General features: G+C 59.8%; 15 protein-coding genes and 1 pseudogene. 8 read left to right on the forward strand and 8 right to left on the reverse strand.

What is annotated here, in order from left to right; genetic code table 11:
• Positions 1-74: 74 nt before the first annotated feature.
• Positions 75-281: a hypothetical protein gene (locus tag AB4Y71_RS09150; protein WP_441720604.1), complete on the reverse strand. Its 207-nt coding sequence runs from the start codon at positions 279-281 to the stop codon at positions 75-77.
• Between the two features lie 193 nt (positions 282-474).
• On the opposite strand from AB4Y71_RS09150, the pseudogene AB4Y71_RS09155 reads away from it, so the two are divergent.
• Positions 475-798: pseudogene (locus AB4Y71_RS09155) on the forward strand (M23 family metallopeptidase); the annotation flags it as partial.
• Between the two features lie 197 nt (positions 799-995).
• Here the strand turns inward: AB4Y71_RS09155 and AB4Y71_RS09160 are convergent.
• Positions 996-1,442, reverse strand: coding sequence for a hypothetical protein (locus tag AB4Y71_RS09160; RefSeq protein WP_441720606.1), 447 nt, complete (start codon positions 1,440-1,442; stop codon positions 996-998).
• 22 nt (positions 1,443-1,464) lie between these two features.
• Here AB4Y71_RS09160 and AB4Y71_RS09165 point away from each other — a divergent pair, with 22 nt between their 5' ends.
• Both AB4Y71_RS09165 and ffh read left to right on the forward strand, forming a co-directional pair.
• Positions 1,465-2,037 carry a hypothetical protein gene (locus tag AB4Y71_RS09165; RefSeq protein ID WP_441720608.1) on the forward strand — a complete coding sequence of 191 codons (573 nt, stop codon included), beginning with the start codon at positions 1,465-1,467 and terminating at the stop codon, positions 2,035-2,037.
• Positions 2,038-2,229: 192 nt separating this feature from the next.
• Positions 2,230-3,795, forward strand: coding sequence for a signal recognition particle protein (ffh, locus tag AB4Y71_RS09170; RefSeq protein WP_013348838.1), 1,566 nt, complete (start codon positions 2,230-2,232; stop codon positions 3,793-3,795).
• Positions 3,796-4,146: 351 nt separating this feature from the next.
• Here the strand turns inward: ffh and AB4Y71_RS09175 are convergent, their stop codons facing one another.
• Together AB4Y71_RS09175 and AB4Y71_RS09180 are read right to left on the reverse strand one after the other, a co-directional pair.
• The gene (locus tag AB4Y71_RS09175) at positions 4,147-4,524 is read right to left on the reverse strand and encodes a hypothetical protein (protein WP_441719857.1); all 378 of its coding nucleotides are present in this window, start codon (positions 4,522-4,524) and stop codon (positions 4,147-4,149) included.
• A 236-nt stretch (positions 4,525-4,760) separates the two neighbouring features.
• On the reverse strand, positions 4,761-5,210 hold the full coding sequence (locus tag AB4Y71_RS09180; RefSeq protein ID WP_102597740.1) for a hypothetical protein: 450 nt from the start codon (positions 5,208-5,210) through the stop codon (positions 4,761-4,763).
• Positions 5,211-5,513: 303 nt separating this feature from the next.
• Between AB4Y71_RS09180 and AB4Y71_RS09185 the strand changes: the two genes are divergently transcribed.
• The 3 genes from AB4Y71_RS09185 (at position 5,514) to AB4Y71_RS09195 (ending at position 7,973) form a co-directional block, all read left to right on the forward strand.
• Positions 5,514-5,945, forward strand: coding sequence for a MarR family winged helix-turn-helix transcriptional regulator (locus AB4Y71_RS09185; protein ID WP_441719860.1), 432 nt, complete (start codon positions 5,514-5,516; stop codon positions 5,943-5,945).
• Between the two features lie 226 nt (positions 5,946-6,171).
• Complete coding sequence (locus AB4Y71_RS09190) at positions 6,172-6,444, forward strand: hypothetical protein (protein WP_417366142.1); 273 nt, start codon at positions 6,172-6,174, stop codon at positions 6,442-6,444.
• Positions 6,445-6,779: 335 nt separating this feature from the next.
• Entirely contained in the window at positions 6,780-7,973 is a 1,194-nt protein-coding gene (locus tag AB4Y71_RS09195; protein WP_441719863.1) for a hypothetical protein, read from the forward strand.
• Between the two features lie 95 nt (positions 7,974-8,068).
• Here AB4Y71_RS09195 and AB4Y71_RS09200 read toward each other — a convergent pair whose 3' ends face one another.
• Both AB4Y71_RS09200 and AB4Y71_RS09205 read right to left on the reverse strand, forming a co-directional pair.
• The gene (locus AB4Y71_RS09200) at positions 8,069-9,781 is read right to left on the reverse strand and encodes an AMP-binding protein (RefSeq protein WP_441719864.1); all 1,713 of its coding nucleotides are present in this window, start codon (positions 9,779-9,781) and stop codon (positions 8,069-8,071) included.
• Positions 9,782-10,018: 237 nt separating this feature from the next.
• The gene (locus AB4Y71_RS09205; protein WP_441719867.1) at positions 10,019-11,725 is read right to left on the reverse strand and encodes an AMP-binding protein; all 1,707 of its coding nucleotides are present in this window, start codon (positions 11,723-11,725) and stop codon (positions 10,019-10,021) included.
• Positions 11,726-11,871: 146 nt separating this feature from the next.
• Here AB4Y71_RS09205 and AB4Y71_RS09210 point away from each other — a divergent pair, with 146 nt between their 5' ends.
• Together AB4Y71_RS09210 and AB4Y71_RS09215 are read left to right on the forward strand one after the other, a co-directional pair.
• Positions 11,872-12,732 (forward strand): carbohydrate kinase family protein, encoded by an 861-nt coding sequence (locus AB4Y71_RS09210; protein ID WP_441719870.1) that lies wholly within the window; start codon positions 11,872-11,874, stop codon positions 12,730-12,732.
• Between the two features lie 126 nt (positions 12,733-12,858).
• A complete protein-coding gene (locus AB4Y71_RS09215) occupies positions 12,859-13,728 on the forward strand; it encodes a VOC family protein (RefSeq protein ID WP_441719872.1) in 870 nt (289 codons plus the stop codon).
• A gap of 107 nt (positions 13,729-13,835) precedes the next feature.
• Here the strand turns inward: AB4Y71_RS09215 and AB4Y71_RS09220 are convergent, their stop codons facing one another.
• Entirely contained in the window at positions 13,836-14,609 is a 774-nt protein-coding gene (locus AB4Y71_RS09220; RefSeq protein WP_441719874.1) for a CatB-related O-acetyltransferase, read from the reverse strand.
• A gap of 79 nt (positions 14,610-14,688) precedes the next feature.
• Positions 14,689-16,497 carry a glycosyltransferase gene (locus tag AB4Y71_RS09225; RefSeq protein WP_441719877.1) on the reverse strand — a complete coding sequence of 603 codons (1,809 nt, stop codon included), beginning with the start codon at positions 16,495-16,497 and terminating at the stop codon, positions 14,689-14,691.
• Positions 16,498-16,506: the final 9 nt, after the last annotated feature.

Genomic DNA, 16,506 nt, shown 5'->3' on the forward strand with positions numbered 1-16,506 from the left:
GTGCCGGGGCTATTCTGAGGTTCTGTTGAGTAGTTGCAGTTTTTGGGGGACTGGCAAGTTATGAAACGACAACATCATGGTTTAAGCAGCTCTGTGCCGCGCGGCGTTTTGGGGAATGGCCGGCGGCTTCCGTACGGGGCGCTGGCCATTGCAGCGGCCTTCGCTTTAAGCAGCGCATTGGCTTGGCCCGGGGCGGCCGGTGCAGTGCCAGCCAGAGCCCAATCAAGCACACTGGCCTTTTCCGCCGCGCCAGCGCCGGCGCTCGGGAGCGAGGCTGTCACCGCACCGGATCTGGGCGGAACATCCGCTGTCCAAGTCCTCGGACTGAGTTCACTTGGCGGAAGGACCGGAGGGTCCGCGCCCGACCCGCTGGCACACGTGGCCACCAATCGGGCGGCGATGACAGCAAAGACAAGCCCTGGAGCGCTGGCACAGGCCGCGCCGCTAGCTGCCGACCAGGGCATTCGTCCGGCAATGCTGAGCCCTGGTCTGCTCTTGGAGCATCCAGTGGCCACCCGCCGGATTTCCAGCCTTTACGGTTGGAGGTTCAATCCGACCGGGTTCGGCCGCCAAATCCATATCGGCCAGGATTATCCAATTTCCTGCGGTTCGCCCGTGCGCGCCAGCGAGTCGGGCCGGGTGGTCGTCGCGGGCTGGGCCGGGCATTCGAGCCAGCGGGTCACCATTGACCACGGGCATGAGGTGCAGACCGGGTACAGCCACAACTCGCTCTTGCTCGTCAGAGTGGGCGAGCTTGTCGTCCAAGGCCAGATCATCGCCCTGGCCGGGACCACCGGCAATTCCACGGGGTGCCATGTGCATTTCGAGGTCATCGTCAATGGCCAATGGCATAATCCGCGCAACTACCTTCCTTCAGGCGGAGGGCAGCGCCAGGCGTTGTTCGCTTCGACGCAATTTGCAGTCGATGCCGGCAGTGCGATGCGTCATCAACCGGCAACAGGAAGACGCGGGCAGTACGCCGGGGCGGCCAGGCATCACGGATCGGCCAGAACGGAACATCCAGCGCCGCCGAAGACCACGAGGCACTCCCACGCGGATCCGCTCCAGCCGCCAGCAGCGAGCAAGAAGAAACAAGCCGCGCCAGCCAAGCCGAAGGCCCAGCCGAAAAAGGAATCCGGCAAACTCCGCCCGTCCCCGCGTCCCGCGCACCCGGCGCCAGAGCCGAGCAAGACGCCCGAGCCGCCACAAAAATTGAATACCGAAAGCCCAAAGGCCACGCCATCTGCATCAGCATCACCGGCACCCGTTTCGGCCAAGCCGAGCGCGCCCAGCGCAGCGCCGACGCCCAGCACTGCACCAGTTGCTGAGCCGAGCCCGTCGACGGCGCCTACCGCGTCGCCAAGTCCTTCGGCACCGCCTTCCAGCGTGGCGCCATCAGCTCCGGATAGCGTTCCGGAGGCAACGGAATCGAGTAACTCCACGCCAACCTCTGAACCAACCCAAGTGCCTGAACCCAGCGAGGAAACAGGCGTCGAGCCCCGGGAGGGCCAGGACCCAGGCGGTAAGGATGCTCCAGCCAGCGAGGATCCCACCGACCCCGCGGCCCGCGTCGAGCGCCAAATAGGTGCAGCCCAACCCAAGACCGTGGACTTGCAAGCACAAGAGCCGGAGAAGGAACCGCCAGTGGCCAAGGCCCTGCCGCCGGCCAAGTCCACAACTGCGAAAAAGCCGGCCGCGAAGGAAGTGCCGGTTGAGAAGCCCAAGCCCAAGCCTGCTGTCGCCGCGCCGGCTGCGAAAAAGCAGGCCAAGCCGCCAGTGAAGCCCAAGGCCGCGGCTCCGGCCAAGCCTAAAGTTGCAGCACCCGTGAAGCAGGTCGCCAAGGCGCCGGTCGCAACCCTGCCCAAGCCGAAGCCCACGCCTGCTATCGCAGCACCGGCCGTGCAGAAAGCTGCCCCGGCACCGGCCAAGCCGAAGCCGAAGGCAACGGCGGCGGTGAAGCCCGAAGCGGGCGCCCCGGTCAAGCTCCCGCAGGCGCCGGCAGCGGCCGCACCACCTGCCAGCGAGGCCAAGCCGTAGTCCTTGGCTGCCCGGTTCCCTGATGCTGCTCCCGTCCCTTTGGGCGGGAGCAGTGGAGCGCTGGGGAAGAGACAACGGGTGAAACGCTGCACAGCTGGTTAGCCGTGCGCCTGATTATTGATATTCTTAGGAGTTGAGTCCTGTGCGCTGTTGATGCGCACCACAAGACCTATCGAAAGAAGTGCCCGGCACGTGTTCAATTCACTTTCCGATCGCCTGACAGCAACCTTCAAGAACCTGCGCGGCAAGGGCCGCCTGACTGAAGCGGATATCGACGGTACCGCACGCGAGATCCGTCGCGCCCTGCTTGACGCCGACGTTGCCGTACCGGTGGTCCGCGGCTTCGTAGCCCAGGTGAAGGAACGCGCCTTGGGCGCCGAGGTTTCCGAGTCGCTGAACCCGGGCCAGCAGGTCGTCAAGATCGTCAACGAGGAACTCGTTGGCATCCTCGGTGGCGAAACCCGCCGCCTGAACCTGGCCAAGAACCCTCCAACGGTGATCATGCTCGCCGGCCTGCAGGGTGCCGGCAAGACCACCCTGGCCGGCAAGCTGGCCAAGCACCTGAAAGCTGAGGGCCACACCCCGATGCTGGTGGCCTGTGACCTCCAGCGTCCCAACGCAGTCAAGCAGCTGCAGATCAACGGCGAACGCGCCGGCGTTCCGGTCTACGCACCGCACCCGGGCGTCTCCTCGGAATTCGACACCCCCACCGGGGATCCGGTAACCGTAGCCCGCGACGGTGTCGCCGAGGCCAAGGCCAAGCTGCATGACATCGTCATCGTGGATACCGCCGGCCGCTTGGGCGTGGACACCGAGATGATGGCCCAGGCCGCGAACATCCGCGCCGCCATCAACCCGGATGAAGTGCTTTTCGTCATCGATGCGATGATCGGCCAGGACGCGGTCAACACCGCCCAGGCTTTCCATGAAGGCGTGGACTTCACCGGTGTCGTGCTCTCCAAGCTTGATGGCGATGCCCGTGGCGGTGCCGCGCTGTCGGTAGCTTCGGTCACCGGCAAGCCAGTGATGTTCGCCTCCACCGGTGAGAACCTGGATGACTTCGAGATCTTCCACCCGGATCGCATGGCTTCGCGTATCCTGGACATGGGCGACGTGATGACGCTCATCGAGCAGGCCGAGAAGAACTGGGACAAGACCGAAGCCGAGCGCATGGCGAAGAAATTCGCCGACCAGGAAGACTTCACCCTGGACGACTTCCTGGCCCAGATGGCCCAGATCAAGAAGATGGGCTCGATGAAGAAGCTGCTGGGCATGATGCCCGGCGCACAGATTTCCCGCCAGCAGCTTGAGCAGTTCGACGAACGCCAGATCGACCGCGTTGAGGCCATCGTCCGTTCGATGACCCAGCACGAGCGCGTGGCTCCGAAGATCATCAACGGCTCGCGCCGCGCGCGTATTGCCAAGGGTTCGGGCGTTTCGGTCTCCGAGGTGAACCAGATGCTTGAGCGCTTCGCCGAAGCGCAGAAGATGATGAAGAAGATGGCTGCCGGCGGCGGCATCCCGGGCATGCCGGGGGCCGGCAAGGGCGCTGCCCGCAAGGCGAAGGCCAAGGGCAAGGGCAAGAAGCAGCAGAAGTTCGGCAACCCGGCCAAGGCCGCGCAGGCCGAGCTGGAGGCCAAGAACAAGAAGGCCGCAGCACCTACCGGAGCTTCCTTCGGCCAAGGTGCCAACCAGGACTTTGATCCTTCGAGCCTGAACCTTCCAGCAGGCTTCGAGAAGTACTTGGGCAATAAGTAGCCGATAGTCTACACAGGGCGGTGACCAGCGTTTACGCTGGTCACCGCCCTGACTGTTTTGCCTGGAGCGTTCCACACACATAGCTGACCGCATCGGTTGGCGATGGCCCGGACGCTAAGAGCGCCCACGGGGCGGCCGACTCGCGAATAATCCCGGCGGGGTGACCGGGTTATGGGCAAGACCAGTGATTTCATTTAATCTTCCTGACCAACGGCGCGCGCTTCCCCGATAGCGTCCGATGCCTCTGGGCCAGTCGCGAGAATTCGGGTGGATTCTCAGCGGTGAAGCAATAGCCGCGCTCACCGCTCCCTTCGGGATGCGGCAGGCGCGGCTATGGGGCTAGCAAGGTGCTTATCTGCTGGACGCCGCAGTGGCCAGCGCTGGCTTGAGACCTTTTGTTGGCAGAGAACAGCGTGCAGTTGCGGTGTTCTGTGATTGCATAGCAGCGCACGCGGGAATTTTGTGGGCTACGGCCGTGTGCTTCCAGAACTTCATGCGGAACTCAGTCATGAGTTCCGTCCCGAGGCGGTGAAAGAACTCTCCTACGGTGAGCCGATCTGAAGATGGCTTCGCCACTTGCAGGTCGGGTTGCGGTACGGTGACATGCATCAACTGCAACTCATCAGTTTGCGGATCGAGCATCGCTACCAGCACCGCACGCCCATGGATCGAGACCATGCCCATTGCATCGTTGAGGGATTCAGCTGGCTGCGTCATGACGATGGGCATTCCCGGAGTCCAGCAATAATCGGCTAGGTGCGCTTTGCCTTCACGGGTGGCGAGAAAATCAGCGACTCTGATTGCTGTCTGTGTTCGAACGATTCGACCTGGCATGTTAGGTACTTCCCTTTCTTGCACTGCACATGAATGAAAATACTGATGCTTCCAGGGTCCGGGAGGTTATGTTGGCCTCGCACTGGACCCTGGTTTTAACGGTGGATTCTTCTTGCTAGGGGCCGGAGCTTCTAGGCCATGCTCAAAATCGAAGGTTGATCTTCCACAGCCATTCGCGGCCCGCTGGCCTGCTCGGCGGTGAATGGATGGTCCAGCCAGCTCTTGGGCAGCCCAGCGGGGTCTGCGTGTTCGGGGGATGCCAACAGGTTTTCCCTGCCGGCGACGGCGAACTGCAAATTCCGCACTTCAAACCGGACGCCGAGGTCCTTTTCCATCTGCGGCAGCAGAGTGTCGTTGGCGTACTGCATCAGATCAGACACGCTGTCTTCACTTTTCGAAGTGCATGCCAAGTTGACGGTCAGTTCATCTGGTGATCCGGTGATCGTGCAAATCGCTGAATGCACAGTGTCCTTGTTCTGGCACTGCTGGGAACCGAAGGCTGCGATCTTGTGAATCCGCGCCTGCCAGGCCTTGGCTTCGCGCGTGGTTTTTTCTAAGGGAACTGCTAGGGGCTTATTCATGTTCCGGTCCGATGATCGTAGCTGTTTCGTAGTAAGGTATATCTAGAGAGGCTAACTATTAGCTAGGCTACATTAATATTTTCAAATTATGCAAGCTGGACTTCAAATAAGAGTGGATCCCACTTTTGCAGTCCACGGACTCGGCGTTGATATCGGGCGAAGGGAGTTCCCATGAGCAATTTTAGAGCCAGCGGGTATTGGTACGACGAGGACAGCTCGGTGCCCCAGGCGGTTGATTTGCTTAATCTCATGCGCAGGTACCGTGAGGCAGAGCGGAGCATGCGAGCACAGACTCGCGGTTCGATGGGAATGAACGAAACCGACATGTCTGCGCTCCGTTTCCTGCTGGCAGCCCATCGCAAAGGCAAGATTCTCCGCCAGCGTGACTTCGCTGAAGAATTGTGCATCTCGAATGCATCTGTTTCGGCTCTGATCGACCGATTGTGCCGTGATGGCTACGCTGATCGTGTTGTACATCCCGCAGATCGCCGGTCCGTGGGCATCGTGCCCACCGAATACAGTGATACAGAAGTACGCGGAACGCTGCATAAGATGCACGAGCGAATGATCGAGGCGGCCGGTACGCTTTCCGAGAGCGAGCGTCTTGCCACGGCAAAATTTTTGAATGCCATGATCCGCAGTGTTCAGATCACTGATGAGCCAGGGCATTCCGCTCTGCGCGACTCAACGATGCCGCAGAGCACTGCATCTTCCCGGCAGGTGCATGGCACATAGCGTCAGCTCCAGCCCGTGGGGTATTTGGTTGCATTGGAAGGAAACGCTTGAAAGGTGACCATGTTGCTTCCTGCAGGTTGTCTCATTGGAAGAACGTGTGAGGCATCCAAGGTTCTGTCACCGAGTTCCTGAGTAAACCCTTGTAGCCGCTGCCCTGCATCGCTCCGGCACATAAGTTCGGAACAATTAAAAAATTCCGCCCGTCTAACAAGTTAGGAAGATTCGAATGCCTCGAAAGCATATTGATGTCAGCGTCAGTCACGATGAGTTCGAAGATCTGAATAACGCTTTGGAAGACCATCGCGATAGTTTCAGGCAAATGGCTGAGGAAGCAATCGGCGGTTTCGGCTTAGAGCCCGAATATTGGGCAGGCCGGGCGCAGGAAGTCGAACGCCTGCGCAAGACGGTTCATGAACGCAGCACCGAGGAACGCGAACCGCAGGAGGGGGCCGATCCTGGTTCAGCACGAGGCCATGATTTCGAGTCCGATTCCCGCTAATAAGCCTCGTATGCGGATAGGGCGCGTTGGACTTCGAATGCGAAGGGGAATAGCCGCTGCGAGTCCATAATGGGCCGTTGCCGTGGAAGCGAGCAAACAACCAACGGGCAGGAATCATAGCCGGGATATGCCTTAGTCGAACCGTGTGGAGCCAATCCGCTTACCCATCACCGCGTCCACGGTGCCAAGTAGCAACTCATCGAGCCAGCTGGTCACGCTGTTGTTAAGGCTCTAAGCAGCCTGGCATGTTAGCGGTGTACTCGACGATGACTGGGGTAATCTCAGCCTATGATTGATTTATCTCTAAATCCAATCAATCAAAGGGGTTACTTTTCGTGGATTCAACTGAGTTCAATTACCTCAACCTGGAGTTCATCTTCATGGGCGATAAGCCCGAAGCGGCACAGCTGGTACGCACCGCGCTAGCCGACCGCCGCCTGCTGGGCTTTATCGGCGGAGCTGTTGAGCGTGAGAATTCAACTCAAGTCACCGCCGAAGTGGCCACGGTAAGCGAAGCCCGTGATGCGGTGCTCTACCGCATTGATGCCAAGGGCAAGCTGCGCGAAGGGTCGCGCGTGACCAAGCTGGTCCACGAATTGAAGAACTCCACCGGAGCAAGCTACGTGCTGGTGGATGGGGATGAGATTGATGGCCCGACTCCGGATGATGAGGTCCTTGGGGACTTCGGCAGCACCAACGAGCTGCTGCACGGTCCCAAGCTCAAGGGCTCAGAGCTTGTGCTGGCAGCAGGATTCGCGGATAACGAGATCACTGTGTGGGACAGCGCCTCGGGACTGATGGCAATGCTGAAGGAACCTGTCTATGCCCCGAACATCTCGCGCTCGAACCGCCCGTTCTTGTCTTTGACTCGAATGGGTAATGTCATTTCGGCAAGCATTGAAGCCAAGGGATCACGCCGCGATATCTTCAGTTCCTCGCTGGGTATTGTGCTTGATCTGGAGCGCACGCCAATCCTTGAACCAGTTGCCGGTTCGCCGGCAGCATTACGGCTGGAGGAGCTAGAAAGCCTGCTCTATGTCTACGGTGAAGAGGATACCGAGCTGCTTGAAAAACTGATCTCAGATCCTGCGGCCCGTGCAGAAGCCCAGCAGCTATTGGCGCACTCTGCGGATTTGAAGGATTTGAAGCGTCTGCTCTCGCTCTTCGGGTTTGACCCGCGCAGCGTGGATTACCTCACCGGGCGCCCGCTGCCCGAAGACCGCCGAGTACTTGCCACCGGCAACCCGATCAAGACCCTGAGGGCAGCGTTGGCTGAGCAGGAACGTGAAGCCAAGGGAATCGAAAGGTTGCTGTACCGCCACAGTTGGAATCCCAAGGCGCTGATTGGCTCTGGCATCGCGGTGCTCGCATCCGGTGTGGTGGCGCATCAAGTTCTGGCACGCAGCCAGAAGTTCGAGTGGCTGCCCAAATCAGCACGCCAGGTCCTGATGGCGGCTTGGTATGCCGATGGCGCGTTCTACCTGGGCAAGGGAATCATTGACGCGCTGAAGGCCAAGCGCAGCAACTGAACGGCCAAAGAATTATAGATAGCGAGATGGGTCGCAGTTCATTTGAACTGCGACCCATCTCGCTATTTTAAGCGTTCAGTCTCTGGAGGTTCCCGCTAGCTCAGACTCTTCAACTCCGGAAAATCCGTGTCCCGGTATTCGCCGCTGGGCTTGGTGCCTTTGGCCTGCTGATCTTCCTCGGCCAGGCGAAGTTCCACACGGCGGATCTTGCCGGAAATGGTCTTCGGGAGCTGGGAAAATTCGAGACGGCGGATCCGTTTGTAAGGGGCCAGCTGCTCACGGCAGAACCCGAGGATGTCCTTGGCAACCGCCGCTGAAGGCTCGACATTCGCGGCCAGCACCACAAATGCCTTGGGTACCGAGAGCTTGAGCGGATCCGGTGATGGAACCACCGCTACTTCGGCAACCGCTGGATGCTCCAGCACGACCGATTCCAGCTCGAAGGGGCTGAGCTTGTAATCGCTGGATTTGAAGACGTCATCGGCTCGGCCCACATAGGTCAAGACGCCTTCTTCATCACGCTCGGCAATATCGCCAGTGTGGTAGACTCCGCCCCTCAGGGCTTCCTCGGTCTTCTGCGGATCGGCAAAGTAGCCTTTCATCAAGCCGGCAGGCTTGGGATCCAATCGCAAGCAGATCTCGCCGACTTCAGCCAGTTCTCCGGTGGTCGGATTGCGCAGCTCCACCACATAGCCTGGCATCGGGCGGCCCATTGCACCGACTTTCACCTCGGTGCCCGGGGAATTGGCGATCTGCACCGTAGTCTCGGTCTGGCCGTAGCCATCGCGAATCACCTGGCCCCACGCCGTGCGCACTTGGTCAATGACCTCGGCATTCAACGGCTCTCCGGCCGAGACCAGCTTGCGCGGGGGAGTCTTCAGTGCGCTCAGGTCTGCCTGGATCAGGTAGCGCCAAACCGTAGGCGGCGCGCAGAAGCTGGTGACGTTCTCGGTGTCCATCTGATTCATCAGGGCCAGCGGATCAAAGCGATCATAGTTGTACACGAAAACGGTGGCTTCAGCGATCCACGGACCGAAGAAATTGGACCATGCGTGCTTGCCCCAGCCGGGGGAGGCGACGTTCAAATGAACATCTCCGGGCTCCAAGCCGATCCAGAACATGGTTGCCAGGTGGCCGATGGTGTACGAGGTGTGGGTGTGCTGGACCAGTTTTGCCAACGACGTGGTGCCCGAGGTGAAGTAGAGCAGCATGTTTTCATCGGCCAGCGTTGGGCTCTGAAGGCTGAATTCAGCTGGCGCATCGAAGGACTTGGCGTAGTCCAAGGTGTGCTCGGTTGCCTCGCCGCGTACCTGGACAATCCGGTAGTCTCCTGGCACGGTGTCGAATTTGGCGACGTGTTCATGGCTGGTGATCACCCAGTTCGCGTTGCCGCGCTCAATGCGGTCGGCAAGGTCTGCGCTGACCAGCTGGGTGGTGGAAGGGATGATCACCGCTGCCAGCTTCATGCCCGCGAGCATCAATTCCCACAGGGCCACCTCGTTGCCGAGCATCAGGATGATCGTGTCCCCGCGTTGCAGTCCTTCGTCGGAAAGCCAGCGGGCCACCTGGGTAGAACGGTGCGAGAGCTGCGCCCAGCTGTAGCGAGCTGTACTGCCATCTGGTTCGGTGAGGATCAATGCTGGCTGATCAGCCCGCTTTGGGTCCTTGGCTACGGCATCAAACCAGTCATAGGCGAAGTTGAAATCGGTGAATTCCGGCCAAGCGAACTCTGCCCGTGCCCGGTCGTAGTCATCGCGTACTGCCAGCAGCAGATCGCGTGCGGCCCGGAACTTATCGGTATTGCTCATTGGAGTCCTTTGCAAGCGGGGCATCGGTGCCCAATAGAATTCGTCGGTCGTCAGTATCCAAATATACTTCAGTGACCAATTTAGACGAATTGTTGCGACATCATGCGCACCATTGTGGATTAATGTCTCCAATATTGTCGTGAATCAGATACAGCGCCGGTCAGAATGCTGAAAATAACCGCTTAGGGCCAGTTCCCGGCATCGCCACCTGCACAGCGGCGATACCGGGATGGCGGCTCAGCTCATTAGGTTCGGGAAATCGGTGTCCTTGTATTCGGTTCCTGCTGGGATGCTACCGCCATGGCGTTGCTCTTCTGCTTGGCGCAGCTCCACACGGCGGATCTTGCCCGAGATCGTCTTGGGCAAATCCGCGAATTCGATCCGGCGCACGCGCTTGAAAGCCGAGAGATGCTCGCGGCAATAAGCCAAAATCGATTCGGCCAATTCCGGGCCCGGCTCATAACCGCCAGAAGCAACAATGTAGGCCTTGGGAACGGTGAGCCGCAGTTCATCCGGTGCCGGAACCACTGCCGCTTCAGCCACCCCTGGGTGCTCGATCAATACCGATTCGAGTTCGAAAGGGCTGATCTTGTAGTCACTGGATTTGAACACGTCATCGGCTCGGCCCACATAGGTCAGCACGCCGCGTTCGTCTCGTTCAGCGATATCTCCGGTGTGGTAGACCCCGTCGCGGAAGACTTCGTTGGTCTTTTCCTCGTTTTCGAAATACCCCTTCATCAGACCCAGCGGGCGCTGGGCGGTGACCAGGCAAATTTCACCCAGATCTCCTTCTTCTCCGGTGGCCGGATCGCGCAGCACGATCTCATAGCCTGGCATGGGGCGCCCCATCGCGCCGATGGTGATCTGCTCGCCCGGAGGATTGGCGATCTGGACGGTGGTTTCGGTTTGCCCGAATCCATCGCGGATCACTTGGCCCCAAGCGTTATTGACCTGGTCAATGACTTCGGCGTTCAGTGGTTCGCCGGCCGAGACGAGCTTCTGCGGCGGATTCTTCAATTCGCTCAGATCCGCTTGGATGAGCAGGCGCCACACGGTGGGTGGTGCGCAGAAGCTGGTGACGTGCCGGGCATCCATCTGGTTCATCAGGGCTACCGGATCAAAGCGTTTGTAGTTGTAGATGAATACCGTGGCTTCGGCGATCCATGGGGTGAAGAAATTGGACCAAGCGTGTTTAGCCCAGCCCGGGGAAGCGACATTCAAATGGACATCGCCGGGTTCCAGCCCAATCCAGAACATCGTGCTCAAGTGCCCCACCGGGTATGAAGTGTGCGTGTGCTCCACCAGCTTCGCCTTGGAAGTGGTTCCGGAGGTGAAATAGCGCAGCAGTGTTTCATCGGCGCGCGTGGGGGAGTCCAGCTGGAATTCGGCTTCGGCGTTGTAGGACTGCGCGAAGTCGAGGATGCCTTCAGTTGCGCTGCCGCCAATCTGGATCAGCGTGTAATCGCCGGGGACCGTCTCGAATTTCTGGATCTCGCCCTGGTTGGTGATCACCCACTGGATATGCCCGCGCTCGATGCGATCGGCCAGGTCCGTGGGGGTCAGCTGCGTGGTGCAGGGGATCAGGATTGCCCCGAGCTTGATGCCGGCCAGCATCGATTCCCAGAGTTCCACTTGGTTGCCGAGCATCACTGCGATCGTCTGGCCTCGGCGCACTCCTATATCGCTGAGCCAGCGCGCGAGTTGCGTGGAGCGCTGTGAGAGCTCGGCCCAACTGCGGCGTGTTGAGCTGCCGTCGCGTTCGGTGATGATCAGCGCCGGCGCATCGGCTCGTTGCGGATCCTTGGCCACTTGGTCGAACCAGTCGAAGCCGAAGTTGAACTCGCTGAACTCGGGCCAGCGGAAATCTTCCCGCGCCGTCTCGTAGTCCTCACGCAGTTCCAGGAGCCGATCTCGGGCTGCTCTGAATTCATCGGTAACGCTCACAACCAACCTTCCGTCGCTGGGACTAGGGCACCCCACATCATCGTGAGGCAGATCACTTGCCAATATACTTTGAAGTCCAAGGGTTTGAAAGCGTAATTGGCTCCAAACTGTTGAATCGGGTGATGCCACGCGTATTTAATAAGTGCATGAGTCAAATGCCCAATGTGCTCGTCTGTGGTCCATCTAGCTGGAATCAGCTCGTCGAGCTTGACCGCTTGCCTGACCCTCGGCCTCAGCAGCTATCCGCCCGCAACGAGTGGTACACCGTGGGTGGAACCTCCGCGGGCAAAGCGCTGCACTTGAGTTCCTTGGGGGTTGCGACGACGCTCTGCACGCCGCTGGCCAACGATGAGCCAGGACGCCTGCTCCGACACGTGCTCGGTGGCGCGGGCGTCAACCTGCAAGCGATTTCCAGCGTGAGCACCGAGCGGCATATCAATCTCATGGCTGGCGGGCAACGCGTATCCATCTATCTGGCAACGCCCTCCGCTGTCGAGGACGCGGATGCTGATGCCCTCTGCGCGGCCATTGGGGAAGCTGACCTGGCAGTGATTGACCTGAGCGAGTTGGGGTTGCGGATTATCAGGCAACTCGCCGAGCCGCCTGTACCGCTATGGGTCGACCTGCATGACTTCGATGGCACAGCCCAATTTCATCTGCCATTCCTGAGGGCGGCCTCCGTGGTCTTCATGAACGATGATGCAACCAGCGATCCGTGGGAGCTGATGGCCACTTGCCTGCGCCATGGTCCAGAAATGGCAATATGCACGCGTGGAGCGCGGGGTGCGGTGGCAATGAACCGCCAGGGGCGGCGCTGGGAAGTGGCTGCGCCAAAGGTCGAGGTGATCGACAGCAATGGTGCCGGCGATGCCTTCATGGCCGGTTTTCTCGCGGCTTACCAGCGGGGATCATCGGTGCAAGCGGCTTTGGAGGTAGCTGCCGGAGCGGCAGCTGTGGCGCTATCGAGCCGGCATCTGCATCCAGATCTCGCCCGGTTGCTCCCCTAGTGCCAATGGCGCGTACCGCGATCGCGAGCGTGATGACCGGAACATTCCAATTTACTTGAAGTCTCAACTAAATTGGCGTAGGGTTGTTTTCAACAAGAAGTCCTGATCGGAAAGAAGGCGCTGGCCATGACCATGCTCAAAGAAGATAAGCTCGCCGCAGCCACTCATATGAACGCCGTGCAGTTGAAAGTCGGCGACATGAAGGTCATGAGCGAGTACTACCAAAAAGCGCTGGGGCTCACGGTGCTGGATGAAACTGCCGACGGCACCCGCTTGGGCCGCGGTGCCCAGGAGCTGGTCAACCTGCACAACGCCCCGGGCCTTCAGCTTCCTGCGCGCAGCGAAGCGGGGCTGTTCCACACCGCATTGCTCTTCAATAGCCAAGCAGACCTGGCTGCCACCGTGCTCTCGGCCGCGCAATTCGACCAGAGCAAATTTGTCGGCAGCTCAGATCACCTGGTCTCCGAAGCCTTCTACTTCACCGACCCCGAAGGCAACGGCATCGAGCTGTACTTCGACCGGCCGCGCGAGACCTGGACCTGGAACAACGGCGAAGTGCGCATGGACACCATCTACCTGGACCCCAACAACTACCTCAATACCCACCTGAGCGAACAGGCTATGGCCTCCTTGCAATCGGCGAGCGCCGATATCGGCCACGTCCACCTGCAGGTCGGCGATGTGGCCACCGCACGCCGGTTCTATGTGGACACCCTGGGTTTTGACGAGACCACCGCGCTGGGCGACCAGGCATTGTTCGTCTCTGCTGGCGGCTACCACCACCACATGGCGATGAACGTGTGGAACTCCCGCGGCGCAGGTCCCCGCAAGGACACCCTGGGGCTGGGCGAAGTGCTAATCAACGTTCCAAGCGAAGAAGAAGTAGGCAAGCTGGCCGAACGCCTGAACTTCGCGAAGGTGGGCAACCACCACACCGGAGCCGAGCTTCGATTCAAGGACCCGTGGAATAACGAACTGCGCGTCGCCGTGGGCTAAGTCCCAAGCGGCCCAGAACTCCGATGCCCCAGGGCGCTCGCCGATCCGTCGAGCGCCCTGGGGCATTGCGCGTCTTCAGGAGGCATTAGCCGCGGTAGCTTCGGTGCTTAGGCCTGCAGGTGCTCGGCGAGGTGCTTGGCAGTGAGCGGTTGCGTTTGGAATGGCTGCAAATTACCGGCGGCCGCTTGGCCAATGACCTGTTGGGCGAAGATGGCCGGGTTAGCGACATCCAGATGGGTCAAGTCCTCCGGTGCATACTGCCACCACTGCGAAGCCTGCAGTGCTTGCACTACCTCGGTTTCGAAGCGGTCGCGGATCTTCTTTGCGGGCAAACCTCCAACAACCGTGTAGGGTGGCACGTCCTTGGTTACTACGGAGTTCGAGGCGATCACGGCCCCATCGCCGATGGTGACTCCGTGGCCCAAGGTGACTTTTTCACCAATCCACACGTCATTGCCGATGCTGATGTTGCCCGGCTTGTAGCTGAAGTCCGCTGCGTTCAGCTCGACCCCGTGATCAGCGCTGTAGGTCTGCATCAGCAGTCGCTGGTTATAGAACACCGGACTGGTCGAGGCCCACTCCAGCGGGTGCTTGGCGCCCATCACTTTCATCCCCTTGGCAATGGAAGTGAAGCGCCCAACGGTAATGGTCTTATTGAGCTTTGAATGCGTATAGGAGAAAGCTCCCATGCAGGGCAGAGCGGTTCCGCTGGTTCCCCAAAAGGTAGTGTAGGGATCCAGTGCCAGGTCCTGCTCATAGCTGATCCACGCATCAGGATTGTAGGTGCTCCCAGTCTTCTCAAAGTCCTCCATGCCTGGAACTGTCATGAGAATCCGGTGGCTGACGAGCAATGGGCGCAATTGGGACATCTGAATTCGCATGGAAATCAGCCTATGTTGCACAACTTGGAGAAACTTAGGGGTCTGCCGTATTGCCGCTGTGCGCTCCTTGCTCCTTTGATTAGCCCCTGCGGTTGAAGGAGAGGTTCTTATGCTTGGTGAAGTACGGCAGGATCTTCGACTCGGGCAGTCCCAAGCGCTTGAGCTCCATGGCTTTGCCAATGCGCAGTCGCAGGCTCATATCCACCGCGGCATCTTGTTCCTGGGTTTCGCCCAAGAGTGATGGTTCCAGGTCAAAGGCTGCGAGCTGTTCATCCACGCTGGAAGCGGCCACGCTCGCGATTTCCTCAGTGCTCCGGCGGTTGATGAAGACCAGCTCAAAGATTGCCGGCTCTGGCAGGTCTTCGAGTTGCGCCTGATGTTCCACCCGAACATGCAACCGCTGTCCGTCAAGGAAATCAACGCCGCGCAGTTTGGCTTCAAAGTGCGGGACGCGGTTCTTCGCGCCAAGGTTTTTGAGCATCTTGGTCAGTGACAAGGTTTCTTCCCAACGTGAGACGAGATCGCGAGATTGGTACTCGCTGGCAAAGGTGCGGGCGTTTTCTGATAGCTCGGCCGCCAGGGTTGGATCATCCATCAGCGACTGGACCCGATCAGCCATAGCCTGGATGTCGCCATGGGGAACTAGGAAGCCATTATGGCCATCGATGATGCTATCTGAAGGTCCGAAGTTGATGTCGAAGGACACCGGGATGCATCCTTGGGCCTGGGCTTCGAGGATGACCAGAGCCTGGCCCTCATTGGTCGAGGTGAACAATTGGGCCGTGCAAGAAGCGAAGTGCCGTGGCAGCTGGTCGGAGTAGCCGTGGAACACCACATGCGCTCCCAGCTCAAGCTCATCAACTTTTTGAACCAGAGCCTCGGATTGGTTGCCCTCGCCTACTATGTGCAGGGTCGGCTGCTTGCCGCGGCGTACCAGCTCGGCAATGACCTCCAGTGCGACGGCGACATTCTTATTCGGGGTCAGCGAACCGGCGGCAATCAGATTCAGCGGACTGCGCTGCGGTACCGGGGGCTGTACCGCCGGAGCGTTGAGTGGGTTGGGAATGACAAAGGTCGAGTCGGCTTCTCCGAAGCGGTCAACATAAGCCTTGCGCTGGGCGCTGGTGAGGAAGACGAACCCATCCCAGGCTGCACGTTCAGCGATGATGTGCTCGTGGCCCTTGGACAGGTGGCCGCTGGCAAGATCCTGCCCCTTGGCCACGTGGATGCTGTGGAATGCGAAGATCTTGGGTACGTGTACCGGTGTCCACGAGGCAAGCAGCTTCGCAGTGAATTTGCTGTCGACCACTACGAGGGAATCCGGATGGTCCACGATCTGCGTCAGCCAGTGGCGGTAGAAAGCCGCAGCGCTGGGAAAGCGCGCCACCAGTGTGCCCGTGCGGTCAAAAGCCTCTACGATGCGCCGGGGTTTCGTATCCTCGAAGCTGGTATCGGTTAGGAACACCGTGCCATCGCCGCGGTAGTAGGTCATCCGGGTGATCTGCTCATCTGGCCCAGCCGTGCTGTGCTCGCAGAAAAGGGTGCCCTTGTCGCCGGGGTAGTACACCTGTTCAGTGCCGGTGAAGTCCTGGTGCACCGGTTCGCTGGCCGGCTCAGGGATGCTGGCTTGCGGATCCAGTTCATGCTCCGCCAAGAACGCATAGGGGTTCAGTACCTGCACCTTGGGGGACAGCTTGCCGCGCTGCACCAACTCAGCGGCGATCTGGTCCAACTGCGGGTTAGGCGGAAAAGTCACTACCGCAGCTGAACCATAGCGTTCGGCGAAAGCGGCCGCGCGCTGGATGCACACGGTGGTCATGCCACCGAATTCGCGTTCCAGCTTCCATGTCACCATGTAGGCGTTGAGGTGCTGCTGCGTGCTGTCCACAGTGAAGAT

It is taken from the genome of Glutamicibacter sp. MCAF14 (genome assembly GCF_052114325.1).
Lineage (GTDB): Bacteria > Actinomycetota > Actinomycetes > Actinomycetales > Micrococcaceae > Glutamicibacter > Glutamicibacter arilaitensis.

Excerpts from the sequence above, each read along its gene's own strand:
- AB4Y71_RS09175 (WP_441719857.1), bottom strand. The coding sequence starts at position 4,524 with ATGCCCATCGTCATGACGCAGCCAGCTGAATCCCTCAACGATGCAATG.
- AB4Y71_RS09180 (WP_102597740.1), bottom strand. The coding sequence starts at position 5,210 with ATGAATAAGCCCCTAGCAGTTCCCTTAGAAAAAACCACGCGCGAAGCC.
- AB4Y71_RS09185 (WP_441719860.1), top strand. The coding sequence starts at position 5,514 with ATGGGAATGAACGAAACCGACATGTCTGCGCTCCGTTTCCTGCTGGCA.
- AB4Y71_RS09190 (WP_417366142.1), top strand. The coding sequence starts at position 6,172 with ATGCCTCGAAAGCATATTGATGTCAGCGTCAGTCACGATGAGTTCGAA.
- AB4Y71_RS09200 (WP_441719864.1), bottom strand. The coding sequence starts at position 9,781 with ATGAGCAATACCGATAAGTTCCGGGCCGCACGCGATCTGCTGCTGGCA.
- AB4Y71_RS09210 (WP_441719870.1), top strand. The coding sequence starts at position 11,872 with ATGAGTCAAATGCCCAATGTGCTCGTCTGTGGTCCATCTAGCTGGAAT.
- AB4Y71_RS09215 (WP_441719872.1), top strand. The coding sequence starts at position 12,859 with ATGACCATGCTCAAAGAAGATAAGCTCGCCGCAGCCACTCATATGAAC.
- AB4Y71_RS09220 (WP_441719874.1), bottom strand. The coding sequence starts at position 14,609 with ATGCGAATTCAGATGTCCCAATTGCGCCCATTGCTCGTCAGCCACCGG.